The sequence below is a fragment of the Dehalogenimonas sp. NIT-SK1 genome (genome assembly GCF_055384165.1).
The window spans coordinates 427,938-443,519 of sequence record NZ_AP042352.1 but is presented as its reverse complement, the minus strand read 5'-3'; the positions used below and the strand labels follow the sequence as shown (position 1 = coordinate 443,519).

Below are 15,582 nucleotides of genomic sequence, written 5' to 3'. Positions count from 1 at the left end.
TTAATTACCAGACTTTTAAAAGAAGTTCCCCGCCGACACCCTGGCGCCAGGCCTGATAGCCGGTCATGACACCGCGTGAAGTGGACAAAACAGTTATACCCAGTCCCCCGTAAACACGCGGAATTTCACCCCGCTGAACATATACCCTCAGTCCAGGTTTGGAAACACGTTCCAATCCCGATACCGCCGGTACTCCTTTTTCATCATACCTTAATAATACTTTCATTTGCCTTTTTGGCTTTTCACCAACCAGCTCAAAACCGGAGATAAATCCTTCCTGTTTCAACAGCTTGGCAATACTCTGTTTAGTCCGTGACTCCGGTACCAATGTCGTTTCATGTCCGGCCATGGTAGCGTTACGGATTCGGGTTAGCATATCGGCAATCGGGTCAGTCATCCCAATCCCCCTGAATTTAAGCGATTTAATTTTTTCATCATTTTACCAGCTCGATTTCCTGACTCCGGGAATATTGCCCTGAAGAGCCAGCTCCCGGAAACAGATGCGACATACGCCGAATTGGCGCATATATCCGCGGGGCCGCCCGCATTTGAGACAGCGGTTATGCTGCTGTACCGGATATTTCGGCACCCGGCGTGATTTTGCAATCTTGGATGTTTTTGCCATAGCCTCCCCTATTCCTTAGCGAACGGCATGCCCAGTCCCTCGAGGAGGGTCCTGCTCTCAGCATCCGTCTTGGCCGAGGTTACAATACATACCTCGAGCCCGCGTAATTTATCAACTTTGGAGAAATCAATCTCCGGAAACACTGAATATTCTTTTAGCCCCAGAGCGTAACTGCCTCGGCCATCGAAAGCATCGTTGGGCACTCCCTGGAAATCACGCAGACGCGGCAGCACTACGCTGATCAGTTTATCCAGGAAGTTATACATGCCCTGTCCGCGCAGTGTCACCTTCAGTCCCACCGGCATGCCTTCACGCAGTTTAAAATTTGCAATACTGCGCTTCGCCCTGGTTATTACCGGATGCTGGCCGGTAATAGCCGTCAAGTCGTTCTGAACAGTCTCTACTACTTTAGGGTTGGTCGACGCTTCTTTACCCACCCCGACATTCAGCACCACTTTTTCCAAAGCGGGAACTTCCATTATGTTGCCGTAACCATAGGTTTCCCGCAACTTCGGAATGGCTTCTTTCAAATACTTTTCCCTTAATCCAGCCATTTAATCTATTACCTCGCCACAGGATTTACAGAAACGCACTTTACTGCCATCAGCCAGAATACGGCGCCCCAGTCTGGCTGGCTTGCTGCACTTGCCGCACAACAGCATTACATTCGACGCGTGAACCGGGGCTTCGCGCTCAATTATTCCGGCCTGTTTAACCTGAGCCCGTGCCCGGGTGTGCCTTTTAATCATGTTGACACCTTCAACCAACAAACCATCCGAGTCAGACAATACCTGCCTTACTTTGCCGCTCTTACCGCGATCTTTCCCGGCAATTACCAATACTTCATCATCTTTCTTAATTTTCATATTCAGCCTCACAGTACCTCGGGTGCCAGCGATACTATCTTCAAAAACTTTTTATCGCGGAGTTCACGGGCAACCGGTCCAAAAATCCGGGTCCCCCGGGGTTCATTTTTATCATTTATTACTACAGCGGCATTTTCATCAAATTTGATATAAGACCCGTCAGGCCGCCGCAATGGAGCAACCTGTCGAACCACGACCGCTTTAACTACGGTTCCCTCTTTGATAGCCGCATCGGGATTGGCCCGCTTAACGGAACAAACAATAACATCGCCGATACGGGCACGAAGTTTGCGCGTACCACCAGGAACGTTGATACACATTAAGGACTTAACACCGGTATTATCGGCCGCCTTTAATCTGGTATATGCCTGTATCATCTTTAGGTGATCTCCTTAACCTCGGCAGATTCAGCCACCGTTCCGGCGACAAGTACTCTGCCTAAACGCCAATGCTTGGTCTTTGACATTGGGCGGGTGGGCAGTATTTCAACTACATCGCCATAATTAGCTTCGCCTTTTTCATCATGTACTTTATAATTCTTGACTACTTTATATGATTTCTTATAGATACGATGCTGCCGTCGGGTTTCTACCGCCACCACGACTGTCTTATCCATTTTGTCAGAAACCACTTTGCCGATAACCTTTTTGATCTTACGGTTTTGTTCCATCATATCCTACCTTATACCTAGAGAACGTTCGTTCAGCACCGTTTTCAAACGGGCAATCTGTTTTTTAAGCCGCGGTAATTCCCGGTGATTCTGAAGCTGCTTGGTTGCCAATTTAAAGCGCAGCTGCATCAACTCACGATAAGATTCATCCAATTTTTTCTGGATCTCTTCGCCCGACAGCCCCCGAATTTCTTCTACTTTCATATTAAGCCACCTCCTCAACCGCAGCTGTTTCCGCTTCTTTAACTACAAACTTGGTCTGCAGTGGAAGCTTGTGGGAAGCCAGCCTCATTGCTTCGCGAGCTACGTCTTCAGCTACACCACTCATTTCAAACATCATGCGTCCCCGCCGGACAACCGCTATCCAATGGTCAGGAGAACCTTTACCGGAACCCATGCGGGTTTCAGCGGGTTTCTTAGTCACCGGATGGTCCGGAAAAATGCGAATCCAGATCTTCCCGCCACGTTTGATATAACGGGTCATTGCCCGCCGGGCTGATTCAATCTGTCGGGCAGTCACCCAGGCGGTAGAAGTTGCCTGCATTCCGTAATCGCCAAAATCTAGCTTGTTACCGGATTGCGCTTCCCCGTGCCGGTGACCCTTATGGCTCTTTCTGTATTTAACACGTTTTGGTTGCTGCATGGTATCCCTCTAATTGTTCAGGCCGGTCTATCCAGCGGCCTCTTCAGTTTTCTCTTCGGTATTTTTGCGAACCCTTCGCTTAGGTTTTTCGCTTTCGGCTGTTTCAGCTTTTTCCGGTTCCGCTTCAGTCACCGCCGCCTCTGTCGCTGGCTTCTTCCGGGCACGGGTCTGTTTTACCGGCTCACTAGCCGTCTCACCTGAGTCTGCATCATCGGTTGGTTTGGCTTCATCAATATCCTCATTATCATACCGCCCGTCATTCTCAGTTTCCGCGGCCGCGGCTGCTGCTTGCGCTTCAGCAATGAAGTCTTCTTCAACCACAGTTTTGGCCTCGGGCAGTATCTCACCTCGGTAAATCCAAACCTTAACTCCAATGCGCCCCAGCGCGGTTTTGGCCTCGGCAAAACCATAATCAATATCCGCTCGTATGGTGTGCAGCGGCACCCGTCCGTTGTGCATTTCTTCACGCCGGGCGATTTCTACTCCGCCCAGGCGTCCGGAGCATTTAATCTTTATGCCCTGCGCCCCGGCCTGCCGGCTGCGAAACATGGCCTGCTTCATGGCTCGCCGATAAGCGATACGCCTCTCCATTTGGTCAGCCACGGAACGGGCGACCAGGTAAGCGTCCAGCTCAGGCTGGCCTATTTCGTGTATATTGAGCTGAATTCGTTTGCCGGAAATTCCTTCCAGGAAACGCCGCATCTCATCGACACGCTGACCGCCCCGGCCAATAACAATGCCCGGCCTTGATGTTGACACTGTTACCGTAACCTTATTAGCTTGACGTTCAATCTCCACGTTGGAAATCCCGGCATCATTGTACTTCTTCTTTATCGCCTGCCGGAGCTTCATGTCCTCCAGGAGGTTTTCCGAGAAGTTCTTATCGGCGTACCATTTCGAGTTCCAACTCTTAATAGCCCCGATACGGAAAGCATACGGATGAACTTTGCGACCCATTAACCCTCCTGGTCCGCCACTATGACGGTAATATGACTTGAGCGCTTTAATATCGGCGAAACCCGCCCCCGCGACCGTGGACGGTGCCTTTTCATCATCGGCGCCCCGTCAGCGTATATTTGTGCAATCCTGAGATCCGATGGTTCCATCTGATAATTGTTCTCGGCGCTGGCAGCGGCTGATTTCACCGTCTTGGCTACCAGCATTGCTGTCGGTGACGGAACATATTTTAAAATAGCCAGAGCTTCGCCAACTTTCTTTCCCCGCACCAGGTCAACATATAATCGAACCTTTCGGGGCGAAACTCCGGTGTTTTTTGATATTGCTTTTACTTGCATTTTCTAAAAACCTCTTACCTTTTGCTCTTAACCTCGGATTTACCGGCATGTCCCCGGTAAGTCCGTGTCGGAGCAAATTCGCCCAGCTTGTGACCGACCATGTTTTCGGTAACAAAAACGGTCACGTGGCGTCGGCCGTCATGCACGCCGAAGTTAAGACCGACCATTTCCGGCAGTATTGTTGACCAGCGGGCCCAGGTTTTGATCATCACCTTTTTACCGGCTTTATTAGCTTCTTCGACTTTTTTCATCAACTTAGGGTGTACTGCGGGCCCTTTTTTAACAGAACGAGACATTTATCCAATTACCTCCGACGCTTGACAATAAGTTTGTCTGACGCCTTGTTTTTCTGACGCGTCTTATAACCCAGAGCGGGCTTACCCCACGGCGTCTTGGGGCCCGGCATACCAATCGGCGAGCGGCCTTCACCGCCACCGTGCGGATGGTCAGACGGGTTCATAGCCGAACCTCTTACCTGGGGTCTCCAGCCCATATACCTCTTCCGCCCGGCTTTACCGAGAGATATGGTTTTGTGCTCTTCATTGCCTATCTGCCCTATAGTAGCATAAGCTTCAATCCTGACCCGCCGCATTTCCCCGGAGGGTAAACGAAGCAAAGCGTAATTTCCTTCTTTGGCCATTAGCTGCGCGGCACCTCCGGCGGAACGCACCAGCTTTCCGCCTCGGCCGGGTTCCAGCTCGATATTGTGGACCATGGTACCGCCCGGCATGGAACCAAGCGGTAAAGCATTGCCTGTTTTTAGTTCGGCATCAGGAGCGGCAACAATTTTGTCGTCAATTTTGAGCCCCTGGGGAGCGATAATATAACGCTTTTCCCCGTCAGCATAAAATATCAAGGCGATACGCGCTGAGCGGTGCGGATCATATTCGATAGCAGCCACCCGTCCGGGTACACCCAGTTTATCTCTTTTATAATCAATAATGCGGACCAGCTTTTTGGCGCCGCCGCCGCGATGGCGCACGGTCATTCTGCCCTGGGAATTACGCCCGGCATTATTCTTAACTCTCTTGACCAGCGATTTCTCCGGAGAACTTTTAGTTATAACCGAAAAATCATATCCGGTCTGATGCCGTCTACCGGCTGATGTTGGTTTATACGCCTTAAGTGCCATAACTAGACCCCTTCAAACAACTCTATCTTATCGCCGGGCTGAAGAGTTACCAGCGCTTTTTTCCAATTCGGAGTGCGGTGGTATCCGCGCCCCATGCGCTTTTCTTTCCCTTTAACCCATACCGTGTTGACCGCGGTCACCTTTACTTTAAAAGCTGATTCCACTGCGGTTTTAATCTGCGGTTTCGTCGCCTTGTCAGCAACTTCGAAAACATAAACTCCGGTCTCCTGTAGCCGGGAACTCTTCTCAGTTATCAACGGGCGTCTTAATACTTCTAATATCTGCATCTTCGTCTCCTTAGGCGGCCTCAGCGCCCCAAACCTGCTGTATGACTTCCAGGGCCTGCTCCGTCAACAGGAGCTTATCGTATTTCAGCAAATCAACAACATTGAGCTGATTAGCCGGTGTAGTTTTCACCCGGGGTAGATTCCGCGCCGCCATAACCACCTGGGAATCGACGCCGGCGGTGGCGATAATAGCTGAAGAATTTATCTCCAGAGCCTCCAGTACCGCCGCCATCTCCCGAGTCCGCGGCGCTTCGAAACTCAAAGATTCGACAACCTTCAAACCACTATTGCTGACTTTGTCAGATAGAAGACACCGAATAGCCAGCCGACGCATCTTCTTGGGCAAAGCCTTGGAATAATCACGCGGCTTAGGCCCGAATATCACGCCGCCGCCAGCCCTTAAACCACTCTTTTTGGATCCGGCTCTGGCTTCACCAGTGCCTTTTTGCCGAAACATCTTCTTTGAAGTGCCGGCAACTTCAGACCGGGTTTTGGTGCTGGAACTGCCCTGACGGGCATTGGCCGCCTGTGCCACCATTGCCTGGTGCACCACCGCGTCATTCATCGGTACGGCGAATAACTCATCGCTTATCGTTAAGTTTTTGACCACTTGGCCGCTGCTGTTGTAAACCGGTATTTCCATTTATTTGCTCTTCTTCGATTTTTTAATCAGGATTAATCCGTTCCTGGCTCCAGGCACTGCGCCTTTTACCAGTAACAGGTTCTTCTCAACATCGGTTTTAACCACTTTCAAATGGCTGACGGTAACTTGCTCATTACCCATGTGTCCGGCCATTCTCTTACCTTTGAACACCCGGCCGGGGGTAGTAGCTCCGCCGATTGAACCGGGAGCGCGGTGACGGTCGCTCTGTCCATGGGTCTTGGGCCCGCCGCCAAAGCCATGCCGCTTTACCGTACCGGCAAAACCCCTGCCTTTGCTAGTGCCCGTCACGTCAATCAACTCGCCGTCAGCAAATAGGCTGGCATCTACTGTTGTGCCTACTTCTACGCCGGAAAGGTCATCAAGACGGAATTCCCGCAAATGGCGAAAGTCTCCCAATTCCTTAATATGGCCCTTTTCAGCCTTGTTAAGCCGATTATCCTGGCCATAGCCAAGCTGAGCGGCAGTATAACCATCACGCTCAGGGGTTTTAACCTGCACCACAGTGCAGGGACCAACCTGCAGCACCGTTACCGGTTCCATTTTTCCGTCGGCGCTAAACACCTGGGTCATGCCCAGCTTTTTGCCGATAATACCGTTAATCATCTCTTATCTTCCTATAGCTTAATATCAATATCGACTCCAGCCGGCATATTCAGGCTGGTAAGAGAGTCAATAGTTTTTGAGGTTGTTTCCACAATGTCGATAAGACGCTTATGGGTGCGTACCTCGAATTGCTCCTGGGAATCCTTGTCAATGAAAGAGGAGCGGATAACACTGTATTTTTTTATATGCGTCGGCAAAGGTACAGGGCCGGAAATAACGGCGCCGGTTCGCTCCAACGCCTCGACAATCTGCACCGCCGACTGGTCCAGAATCTTGTGGTCGAAACCCTTGAGCTTGATACGGATTTTTTGTTTGCCCATCTTTTCTAATAATCCCCTATTTCGTCGCTGCCTCGGCTTCCATAACCGTCTTGGCTATGTTAGCCGGCAATTCCTCGTACTTGTGGAATTCCATGGATGAAGTGGCGCGTCCTTTAGAAATACCTCTTATGGTGGTGGCATAACCAAAAGTCTCTGCCAAAGGCACTAAAGCGTGCACGACAGTCGTATCGCCGCGCGGTTCAATGGAAGATATATGACCCCGGCGAGAGTTAAGGTCTCCGATAATATCACCCATATACTCTTCGGGAGTGACTACTTCCATTTTCATTACCGGCTCCAACAATACCGGCTTGGCTTTAGCCACTGCCGCTTTCAGACTCATGGAACCCGCTGTCTTAAAAGCCATCTCACTGGAGTCAACTTCATGAAAGCTGCCGTCATATATGCTTACTTTAACCCCTACCATGGGATAACCGGCGTAAGCTCCGGTCACCGTAGCTTCTTTTATGCCGCTGGCGGCAGCATTGACATAATTTTTCGGTACGGCGCCGCCCCGGATATCATCCGTAACTTCAATAGCGGTAGAATCGGGCAGCGGCTCTATTTTAATCTTGACGTGACCATACTGTCCGCGGCCGCCGGACTGGCGCACGAAGCGGCCCTCGGCATCTGCAGCGGCAGTAATAGTTTCACGATAAGCGACTCTGGGCTGGCCGATTTTAGCCGCCACCTTGAATTCAGTCAGCATGCGGCTGACCAGCACGTCAAGGTGCAGCTCACCCATACCAGCTATAATATTCTGGCCGGTTTCATCATTATAAGAAACCTTAAAGGTCGGGTCTTCATCAGCCAATTTTTGCAACGCATCAACCATTTTATCCTGGTCGGCGCGCGTCTTAGGCTCGATTGAGATAGAAACCACCGGCTCGGGGAATGTGATATTCTCTAGTACTACCGGATGACTGGCGTCGCATAGTGTATCACCGGTAAATGTATTTTTAAGCCCTAAACTGGCAATAATAGAGCCGGCGTCAGCTTTACCTACTTCTTCGCGGCTGTTGGCATGCATCACCAGCAACCGTCCAATGCGTTCCCTTTGGTCTCGTGTGCTGTTATAGACCCCGGCGGAGGCGTTAATTACACCGGAATACACGCGGAAATAAACCAACCGTCCCACAAAAGGATCAGATACTACTTTGAAAGCCAGCGCGGAAAAGGGAGCGTCATCGCTCACCGGCCGGCTGATTTCTTCCTGTGTCTTGGGATCAATCCCCATAACCGGAGGCATTTCCGGCGGAGACGGCAGATAGTTGATCACCGCGTCCAACAGTACTTTGACACCTTTTTGGCGGAAAGAACTGCCGCAAAGCACCGGAATACCCTTGTTATTCAGGGTAACACGCCGCAGACCGGCAATTATCTCTTCAGCTGAAATATCCTCACCTTCCAGGTAAGCGCACATAATCTCGTCATCTACTTCAGCCAAGCGTTCAATCATTTGATGCCGTGCGGCTTCGTACCGTTCCCGTTCAGATTCCGGCAGCGGTATTTCCACGGCCTCGGGAGTCCCCGGATCGCCGTCTTCTTTATACGCCTTACCGGAAATAAGGTCTATTACTCCGCCAAATGTATCACCACTGCCGATGGGAATAACCACCGTAATATGGTGAGCCTTCAGGCGTTCCTCTATCATCTTTAAACAGCGCCAGAAATCAGCTCCGGTGCGGTCCATTTTATTAATAAAACAAATACGCGGCACACCGTAGCGGTTAGCCTGGCGCCATACAGTCTCTGACTGCGCCTCAACACCGGCCACACCATCAAAGACCACAACCCCGCCGTCAAGTACTCTCAGCGAACGCTCCACTTCAGCGGTAAAATCGACGTGCCCGGGTGTATCAATGATGTTAATCCGATATTCACGCCAGTGGCATGCAGTAGCCGCCGAGGTAATGGTTATGCCACGTTCGCGCTCCTGCTGCATCCAGTCCATAACCGTGTTGCCGTCATCGATGTTGCCTATCTTGTGGGTACGGCCTGTATAAAACAGTACCCGCTCGGTAGTCGTCGTCTTGCCGGCGTCAATATGGGCAATGATGCCTATATTACGTATTTTATCCAGTTGAAAAGTTCTGTCTTGAGTCATAATTTCGTTTCTATCTTATTTAGCTGAGAAAACTACCTGCCTACCAGCGGTAGTGGGCAAAGGCACGGTTGGCCTCGGCCATCTTGTGTGTCTCCTCACGCTTCTTAACCGCTGAACCCAATCCCTTGGCTGCGTCGCTCAACTCAGCGGCCAGTTTTTCTGACATCGACTTGCCGGTCCTGCCCCTCGATGATTTGGCCAGCCAGCGCAGTGCCAGTGAAAAAGCGCGCTCACTGCGTACTTCCACCGGTACCTGGTAATTGGCACCGCCGACACGGCGGGCTTTAACTTCAATAAGCGGAGTTACATTTTTAACCGCCTGTTCAACCAGCGTAACCGCGTCCTTGCCCTCCTGGGCGGCTATTATATCCATGGCATCATACACCAGACGTTCGGAAGTACTCTTCTTGCCGGAATACATCAACCGATTGATCATCTTGGCGACCACAACGCTGTTGTATTTGGCGTCGGGCGCGGCCGGGTGTTTTTTGATGCTGGAATTACGTCTTGCCATCTTCCTTTATCTGCCTCCCTGTTTATCGGAGCCTTTCTTATTTTTTGGCCGCTTTAGCTACTTTAGCGCCATATTTGGATCGTCCACGTTTTCGATTAGCCACACCGGCAGTATCCAGGGTCCCGCGGACAATGTGATACCGTACACCCGGCAGATCGGGAACCCGACCGCCGCGGATCAGTACCACTGAATGCTCCTGGAGATTATGACCTTCGCCGGGAATATAAGCGGTTACCTCCATATGATTGGACAGGCGCACACGGGCAATCTTGCGCAGCGCTGAATTAGGTTTTTTAGGTGTCGTTGTTTTAACCTGGAGACACACACCGCGCTTCTGTGGTGAACCGGCACCATAAACATTGCGGTTCTTGAGTGCGTTAAAACTATAATGCAACGCCGGTGTTTTGGCTTTCTTAACCGTCTTGCGGCGCCCTTTTCTTATTAACTGGTTTACCGTCGGCATGTGTCTAGCTCCTTATCCTTCTCCGGACAAAATTTAAAGGATGGTCGAGCCCACCCTTCAACAAGCCCGCTGGCAGACTGCCTGATATACGCATCATCTGCCATTTGCGCGTTACAACCGCAAACAATCGGTTAGTGTATCACTTCAGCTGACCAGTGTCAACACTGCAATCCTGCCCGACGCAAACTTCCGGCAAATCCACAGTGTTCCCATAATAAAGTATGGGGCAACCCTCCACCTTCAAATCATCAGCTCAAATTACTCCCGTAGTCATAACCGGCATTATGAAGGAAACAAATATTCCTTTTACCGCTCTTCAGAAACGCGCCATTTGGATTTGATCATGAGTCTATTTATAATACCCATGATGGAAATAGCTTATGCCATTGTATTTTTTATCTTCGGCACTATTATCGGCAGCTTCATCAATGTGCTGGCTGACCGGTTGCCGCAGGAAAAATCCGTTATTACTCCACCTTCCCGTTGTCCCGGATGCGGCCGCCGCTTAAGCGTTGCCGATCTTATTCCAATATTATCCTGGTTGTTGCTCCGCGGGCGCTGCCGCACCTGTAGTGAAAAGATTCCGCCGCGGGTTTTCTGGGTAGAACTGATTACCGGCCTGGCCTTCGGTTTACTCTATTTACATTTCGGCCTGGTACCGCTTCTTTGGATCGGGCTTCTCTATGCCGCCATAACCATCGTAATTTTCGTCATCGACATGGAACACCAGCTTATTTTGAACAATATCCTCCTGCCCGCTATGTTGGTAGCCTTGGTTATCAGCCTGTTTTCAGCTCAGTTGGACTTAGTCCCCAACCTACTGAACGCCGTCATCGGTGCTGTCGCCGGCTTTATTATTTTCCTTATTGTTTACATTGTTTCCCGCGGTGGCATGGGTGAAGGAGATGTTAAACTGGCAGCTTTAGCCGGACTCATCACCGGGTGGCCTAACATAATCGCCGCCGTAATAATTTCATGGGTTGGCAGCGGTTTGGTGGCCATCGGACTGCTGCTCTTTCGCCGCAAGGGCCGCCGCGAAGCCATAGCTTTCGGCCCTTTTTTGGCGCTGGCTATGTTCATCACCTTCCTTTGGGGCGATAGTATTATTGACTGGTACCTTGGCTTGTTTCTTAGTTAACCTTCCTTTAATAATACAAACTATAGGTTTGACTCATGTGACACCCGGCTGTTACGGTTGATAGTATTAGCGTATAACCACAAAAACTGTTATTTCTATTCTACCCCACTCATCTCCACATTTACCGCAACATCATGAAAGGATAATTCTATGCGTTTAAAATTTAAAATAATAAGTTTTGGTACCCTGGCATTAATACCAATACTAGCCTTCAGCGCCTGCGCCGACATAGAAAGAGTAGCCCAGGTTAATGGAGAATCCATTTCTAAACAGGAATTCCAAGAACAGCTGGAGATGGTAAAAACCAGTTATCAACAGGAAGGCCAAGACCTAAATACCGAAGAAAATCAGGACCAGTTAGAACAAGTCAAGCAACAGCTGCTGGATATAATGATAGACAATGTCATTCTGCGACAAAAGGCGGAGGAACAAGGTATCACGGTTGACTCTCAGGTGTTAGAAGAACAGATTGAAGGGATAAAATCCCAGTTCAACAATGAAAAAGAGTACCAGCAGGCACTTGAGGAACACGGATTGACTGAATCTGACCTGGAAGAAGATATCTCCAATGAAATGCTGATAGAAAAATATCTGAAAAACGAAATAAGCGAAAGCGACCTCGCGGTGTCAAAATCCGAAATCAATGATTACTATGAACAGTTAAAAGCGCAGTACCCGGAAGGAGAAGCTCCGGCCATTGAGGAATTGGAACCACAAATTGTTGATTTTTTGACCCAGCAGAAGCATCAGAACGCCAAGAATGAACTTCTGGAGCGGCTCAGGACAGAGGCGGATATAGAGATATTCCTGTAATACCCGCCACATCTTTCATGAGATTCGTTGGTGTCTATCTTTCATATAGGCTGTGAAAGTCTGCCTAGTCAACGTAATCACAGGTATTGAAATATAAAACATTTGATTTTGGGCTTAGCGGACCGCAGCCATGATAAGCATATACCCACCAAACATATTCCGTATCCGGTTCAAGAGCCCAGGAAGGAAGCGTTAGATTATCAGCAAACAGTTCGGTGCCGAAGACTTCGATCAATTGATTACCCTGTATTTTGGAAACTTCGACAATATAGGTATCAGAAGCAGATCCCCCCGACCAATGCAGTGTTGGTGTGAGCGTAGAAATACTGACTCCCTCTTCTGAAGAACTACCAGGTGAAATAGCCTGAGGCTGCAAGGGAGCCTGGGATACCGTAACTGGCACTGAATTATCTGTCGGACTCACTTCTTGGTCAGTATTGGAACAAGCCGAAAAAAACATAGTGGCACTCATAAATACTACCAAACCAACTGCTTTTATCTTCATTGATACCTCTATGGAAATTATCTGTCTTTTTATATAATAACCGCTTTCGATTATAAAATTAACCACCTGAAAAGCCAAACCTGATACTTAAATAATGGCAGCATAACTACACCGTGCTTTAAGGAATATGCCGGAATTGATAAGGCTGATACAGAAACAAGATAAAACGGAATTGGGTGTTATCCAATGCTTCAATAGCTTCTTGGCGTTTTTCTCCTGGTCCAGTTCGAAACCGCCGGCATCAGAATAATCATCAGCAGCACAAACACCCACACCATCCCTCCGACCCTTTCCACAGTCGTATAATCAGTGTCTGAGGCGGCAAAGTAAAAAAGAATAGCTCCAATCAATGACAGTCCAGTATAAACCAAAGCTGGTTTCTTCATGAATTATCTCCGGAACCTCCGCGGCGGATTTGAGGCACGAAACCCCGCATTCTGAGCGTATTCAGCGTTACCGAAAGAGAACTGGTAGCCATCAACAGCGCCGCCAGTTCCGGGCTGACCATTAAGGCCGTAAACGGATATAAAAGACCCATCCCCAGAGGTATGGCCAATGTATTGTAGCCAAAAGCCCAGAAAAGATTCTGTCGAATCAATCCAAGCGTCTGCCGCCCCACCTGCAGCGCGGCCACAACATCGAGAATATCATCCTTAACCAAAATAACATGTCCTGTTTCCTTGGCAACATCAGTCCCCGAACCAATAGCGATGCCCACATCTGCCTGCGCCAGCGCCGGTGCGTCATTGACACCGTCACCAACCATGGCTACTTTGAATCCAGCCGCCTGTAGTTTTTTCACCTCATTACCTTTGTCTTCCGGTAATACTTCAGCCAACACACGGTCAATGCCTGCTTGCCTGGCGATAAATTCCGCTGTACGGAGGTTGTCTCCGGTAATCATCGCCACATGGATACCCAGTCGCTTAAGTTCAGACACCGCCCGAACAGATGTCGGCTTGATGGTATCAGCCACAGCCAATAGACCGGCCAGGCGTCCATTGACAGCCAGAAACACTACTGTTTTGCCATCAGTTTCCAGTTTTTCCGCATCAGCGGCTATTTTCCTGTAATCAATATTGCCTCTGGACATCAGCTTACGGTTGCCAAGCAAGATATTAAATTCTTCAAAACCGGCCTCTATCCCCTGTCCGGGCACGGCGTTGAAACTAAGGGTGTTCTTCGGTTCACCACCGGATAATTCACGGTACGCATTTACTATGGCTTCTCCCAGCGGGTGTTCTGAATTCTTTTCAGCCACTGCGGCAAATTCAAGTAACTTGTCACGGTCAAATTCACCAGTGGTGATCACATCGGTCACCGAGGGTTCGCCGTGAGTCAGCGTACCCGTCTTGTCAAAGATAACCGTCTGGACGCGGGCAGTGGCTTCCATGGCATCGGCTCCTTTGAAAAGTATGCCGTATTCCGCGCCTTTTCCGCTGCCGGCCATGACGGCTGACGGCGTTGCCAGCCCCAGAGCACAGGGGCAGGATATGATAAGTACCGTAACCGAAGTCAAAAGAGCAAACCCGAAAACCCCAAGATCGGTCAAGATATAGGGCGTCAGTATCAGCCGTGTTTCCGGTGAAAACCAGAGATCATAACCGATAAAAAACCAGAATAAAAATACCGCCAGGGCTATAAGATGAACGCCCATGATGAAATGCCCGGCAACCCGGTCCGCCAGTTTTTGGATGGGAGCTCGGGTTGTCTGGGCATCCTCAACAAGTTTAATAATCTGTGCCAGAGCCGTTTCATTGCCTATTTTAGTGGCCTTGAAATGAAAAGCTCCGGTTTTGTTAATGGTTCCCCCGATAACTTCATCACCAATCTGCTTTTCTACCGGCAGACTTTCGCCGGTAATCATAGATTGATCAACTGCTGAATATCCATCAGTAATTAACCCATCCACCGGCAACGCTTCACCAGGCCGAACCACAACAACATCATCAAGTTCCACATCACCGGCCGGAATTTCTGTTTCAGCACCGCCGCGGATAACCCTGGCGGTTTTCGGCTGGAGTTTCATTAACCGGCGGATGGCCTCGGAAGTCCGGCCTCGAGTAACCGCCTCCAGGTAACGTCCCAGGATAATAAAAGCGGTCAGCAAGGCCGCCGCTTCATAGAAAGTTGCTTCCGGTCCGCCGAAACCGGCTTCAGGAAAAAAGGTGTTAATAACCGCAATCAGATACGCCGCCCCGATGCCGGTGGCATAAAGCAGGTTCATATCAGTCAAGCCGCGCCGCAGCCCGTTCCAGCTGTTGACAAAAAACTGCCGGCCTGGTCCGAAGACAATGGGCGTGGTCACCAGGAAAAGAAATATCTTGTTATTCATCCACTCCGGTACCAAACCGGGCAGTATCCAGTACGGCTGAAACATACCCAGCATCACTATCAAGCCCAGTACCCAGGCCACGATGAGATTGCGTTTCTGCCGCCGTACTTCCTCTTCCCGCGCCGTTTGTTCCCGGTCCGCCGCGGCCCTGCCTTCAAGTTTCTCAACCGCTCCGAAACCCAGGTGCTTGATAGTCTCCATAATATCCTTGAGCGGCGTCACTGCCGGGGCGTATTCAAGCCGGGCACTGCCGGCAGACAAATTGACTATAACACTGTATACGCCCGGCATGTTCTTAACCGCGCGTTCAACATTCTGGACACAGGAAGCGCAATGCAATCCGCTTACTTGCAGATTAGCAGTATCGAAAGAAGCAGAATATCCGAGGTCTTCAACTGCCTTTTTTATATCGCTGAGAGAAGCCCGTGAAGAATCAAAATCAATGGCCGCTCTTCCCAAAGCCAGGTTGACCGTTACCTCCCCGATTCCGGGAACTGACTTTAGGGCTGACTCAACATGACGAGAGCAGGCGGCACAACTCATGCCGCCAACAAACAAATTCAGTAATGTTTTCTTACTTTCCCTGGGCATCATTTATCTCC

General features: G+C 49.9%; 24 protein-coding genes. 2 read left to right on the top strand and 22 right to left on the bottom strand.

Annotation, left to right across the window (positions count from 1 at the left end; all coding sequences use genetic code 11):
- Positions 1–4 precede the first annotated feature (4 nt).
- The 19 genes from rpsH to rpsL are packed head-to-tail and all read right to left on the bottom strand — an operon-like array spanning position 5 to position 10,189.
- On the bottom strand, positions 5–397 hold the full coding sequence (gene rpsH / locus ACZ48S_RS02370; RefSeq protein WP_464213693.1) for a 30S ribosomal protein S8: 393 nt from the start codon (positions 395–397) through the stop codon (positions 5–7).
- Between the two features lie 42 nt (positions 398–439).
- Complete coding sequence (locus tag ACZ48S_RS02365; RefSeq protein ID WP_464213691.1) at positions 440–625, bottom strand: type Z 30S ribosomal protein S14; 186 nt, start codon at positions 623–625, stop codon at positions 440–442.
- Positions 626–633: 8 nt separating this feature from the next.
- Positions 634–1,179, bottom strand: a complete 546-nt coding sequence (gene rplE / locus ACZ48S_RS02360) for a 50S ribosomal protein L5 (RefSeq protein WP_464213689.1) — start codon at positions 1,177–1,179, stop codon at positions 634–636.
- On the bottom strand, positions 1,180–1,491 hold the full coding sequence (rplX, locus tag ACZ48S_RS02355; protein WP_464213687.1) for a 50S ribosomal protein L24: 312 nt from the start codon (positions 1,489–1,491) through the stop codon (positions 1,180–1,182).
- Between the two features lie 8 nt (positions 1,492–1,499).
- Entirely contained in the window at positions 1,500–1,868 is a 369-nt protein-coding gene (gene rplN, locus ACZ48S_RS02350) for a 50S ribosomal protein L14 (protein ID WP_464213685.1), read from the bottom strand.
- 2 nt (positions 1,869–1,870) lie between these two features.
- Complete coding sequence (gene rpsQ, locus ACZ48S_RS02345) at positions 1,871–2,161, bottom strand: 30S ribosomal protein S17 (RefSeq protein ID WP_464214522.1); 291 nt, start codon at positions 2,159–2,161, stop codon at positions 1,871–1,873.
- Between the two features lie 6 nt (positions 2,162–2,167).
- A complete protein-coding gene (gene rpmC, locus ACZ48S_RS02340; protein ID WP_464213683.1) occupies positions 2,168–2,365 on the bottom strand; it encodes a 50S ribosomal protein L29 in 198 nt (65 codons plus the stop codon).
- Between the two features lies 1 nt (position 2,366).
- Complete coding sequence (gene rplP / locus ACZ48S_RS02335; RefSeq protein WP_464213681.1) at positions 2,367–2,804, bottom strand: 50S ribosomal protein L16; 438 nt, start codon at positions 2,802–2,804, stop codon at positions 2,367–2,369.
- 27 nt (positions 2,805–2,831) lie between these two features.
- Positions 2,832–3,761 (bottom strand): 30S ribosomal protein S3, encoded by a 930-nt coding sequence (rpsC, locus tag ACZ48S_RS02330; RefSeq protein WP_464213679.1) that lies wholly within the window; start codon positions 3,759–3,761, stop codon positions 2,832–2,834.
- Complete coding sequence (gene rplV, locus ACZ48S_RS02325) at positions 3,761–4,099, bottom strand: 50S ribosomal protein L22 (RefSeq protein ID WP_464213677.1); 339 nt, start codon at positions 4,097–4,099, stop codon at positions 3,761–3,763. The genes rpsC and rplV overlap by 1 nt, the downstream gene beginning before the upstream one ends.
- A gap of 14 nt (positions 4,100–4,113) precedes the next feature.
- Positions 4,114–4,395: a 30S ribosomal protein S19 gene (rpsS, locus tag ACZ48S_RS02320; RefSeq protein WP_464213675.1), complete on the bottom strand. Its 282-nt coding sequence runs from the start codon at positions 4,393–4,395 to the stop codon at positions 4,114–4,116.
- An 8-nt stretch (positions 4,396–4,403) separates the two neighbouring features.
- Complete coding sequence (gene rplB, locus ACZ48S_RS02315) at positions 4,404–5,231, bottom strand: 50S ribosomal protein L2 (protein ID WP_464213673.1); 828 nt, start codon at positions 5,229–5,231, stop codon at positions 4,404–4,406.
- Between the two features lie 2 nt (positions 5,232–5,233).
- On the bottom strand, positions 5,234–5,518 hold the full coding sequence (locus tag ACZ48S_RS02310; protein WP_464213671.1) for a 50S ribosomal protein L23: 285 nt from the start codon (positions 5,516–5,518) through the stop codon (positions 5,234–5,236).
- Positions 5,519–5,528: 10 nt separating this feature from the next.
- The gene (gene rplD, locus ACZ48S_RS02305; RefSeq protein WP_464213669.1) at positions 5,529–6,161 is read right to left on the bottom strand and encodes a 50S ribosomal protein L4; all 633 of its coding nucleotides are present in this window, start codon (positions 6,159–6,161) and stop codon (positions 5,529–5,531) included.
- A complete protein-coding gene (rplC, locus tag ACZ48S_RS02300) occupies positions 6,162–6,785 on the bottom strand; it encodes a 50S ribosomal protein L3 (RefSeq protein ID WP_464213667.1) in 624 nt (207 codons plus the stop codon).
- Between the two features lie 11 nt (positions 6,786–6,796).
- The gene (rpsJ, locus tag ACZ48S_RS02295) at positions 6,797–7,105 is read right to left on the bottom strand and encodes a 30S ribosomal protein S10 (protein WP_464213665.1); all 309 of its coding nucleotides are present in this window, start codon (positions 7,103–7,105) and stop codon (positions 6,797–6,799) included.
- 16 nt (positions 7,106–7,121) lie between these two features.
- Entirely contained in the window at positions 7,122–9,212 is a 2,091-nt protein-coding gene (fusA, locus tag ACZ48S_RS02290; RefSeq protein WP_464213663.1) for an elongation factor G, read from the bottom strand.
- Between the two features lie 40 nt (positions 9,213–9,252).
- Positions 9,253–9,726 (bottom strand): 30S ribosomal protein S7, encoded by a 474-nt coding sequence (gene rpsG / locus ACZ48S_RS02285; RefSeq protein ID WP_464213661.1) that lies wholly within the window; start codon positions 9,724–9,726, stop codon positions 9,253–9,255.
- Positions 9,727–9,763: 37 nt separating this feature from the next.
- Positions 9,764–10,189 carry a 30S ribosomal protein S12 gene (gene rpsL, locus ACZ48S_RS02280; protein WP_464213659.1) on the bottom strand — a complete coding sequence of 142 codons (426 nt, stop codon included), beginning with the start codon at positions 10,187–10,189 and terminating at the stop codon, positions 9,764–9,766.
- Between the two features lie 343 nt (positions 10,190–10,532).
- Here rpsL and ACZ48S_RS02275 point away from each other — a divergent pair, with 343 nt between their 5' ends.
- Together ACZ48S_RS02275 and ACZ48S_RS02270 are read left to right on the top strand one after the other, a co-directional pair.
- Entirely contained in the window at positions 10,533–11,327 is a 795-nt protein-coding gene (locus tag ACZ48S_RS02275; RefSeq protein WP_464213657.1) for a prepilin peptidase, read from the top strand.
- A gap of 150 nt (positions 11,328–11,477) precedes the next feature.
- Entirely contained in the window at positions 11,478–12,140 is a 663-nt protein-coding gene (locus ACZ48S_RS02270; protein WP_464213655.1) for a SurA N-terminal domain-containing protein, read from the top strand.
- A 64-nt stretch (positions 12,141–12,204) separates the two neighbouring features.
- Here the strand turns inward: ACZ48S_RS02270 and ACZ48S_RS02265 are convergent, their stop codons facing one another.
- The 3 genes from ACZ48S_RS02265 to ACZ48S_RS02255 all read right to left on the bottom strand — a co-directional run bounded on the left by ACZ48S_RS02265 (position 12,205) and on the right by ACZ48S_RS02255 (position 15,574).
- Entirely contained in the window at positions 12,205–12,645 is a 441-nt protein-coding gene (locus ACZ48S_RS02265) for a fibronectin type III domain-containing protein (protein ID WP_464213653.1), read from the bottom strand.
- A gap of 191 nt (positions 12,646–12,836) precedes the next feature.
- The gene (locus tag ACZ48S_RS02260; RefSeq protein WP_464213651.1) at positions 12,837–13,031 is read right to left on the bottom strand and encodes a hypothetical protein; all 195 of its coding nucleotides are present in this window, start codon (positions 13,029–13,031) and stop codon (positions 12,837–12,839) included.
- On the bottom strand, positions 13,028–15,574 hold the full coding sequence (locus ACZ48S_RS02255; protein WP_464213649.1) for a heavy metal translocating P-type ATPase: 2,547 nt from the start codon (positions 15,572–15,574) through the stop codon (positions 13,028–13,030). The genes ACZ48S_RS02260 and ACZ48S_RS02255 overlap by 4 nt, the downstream gene beginning before the upstream one ends.
- Positions 15,575–15,582 lie beyond the last annotated feature (8 nt).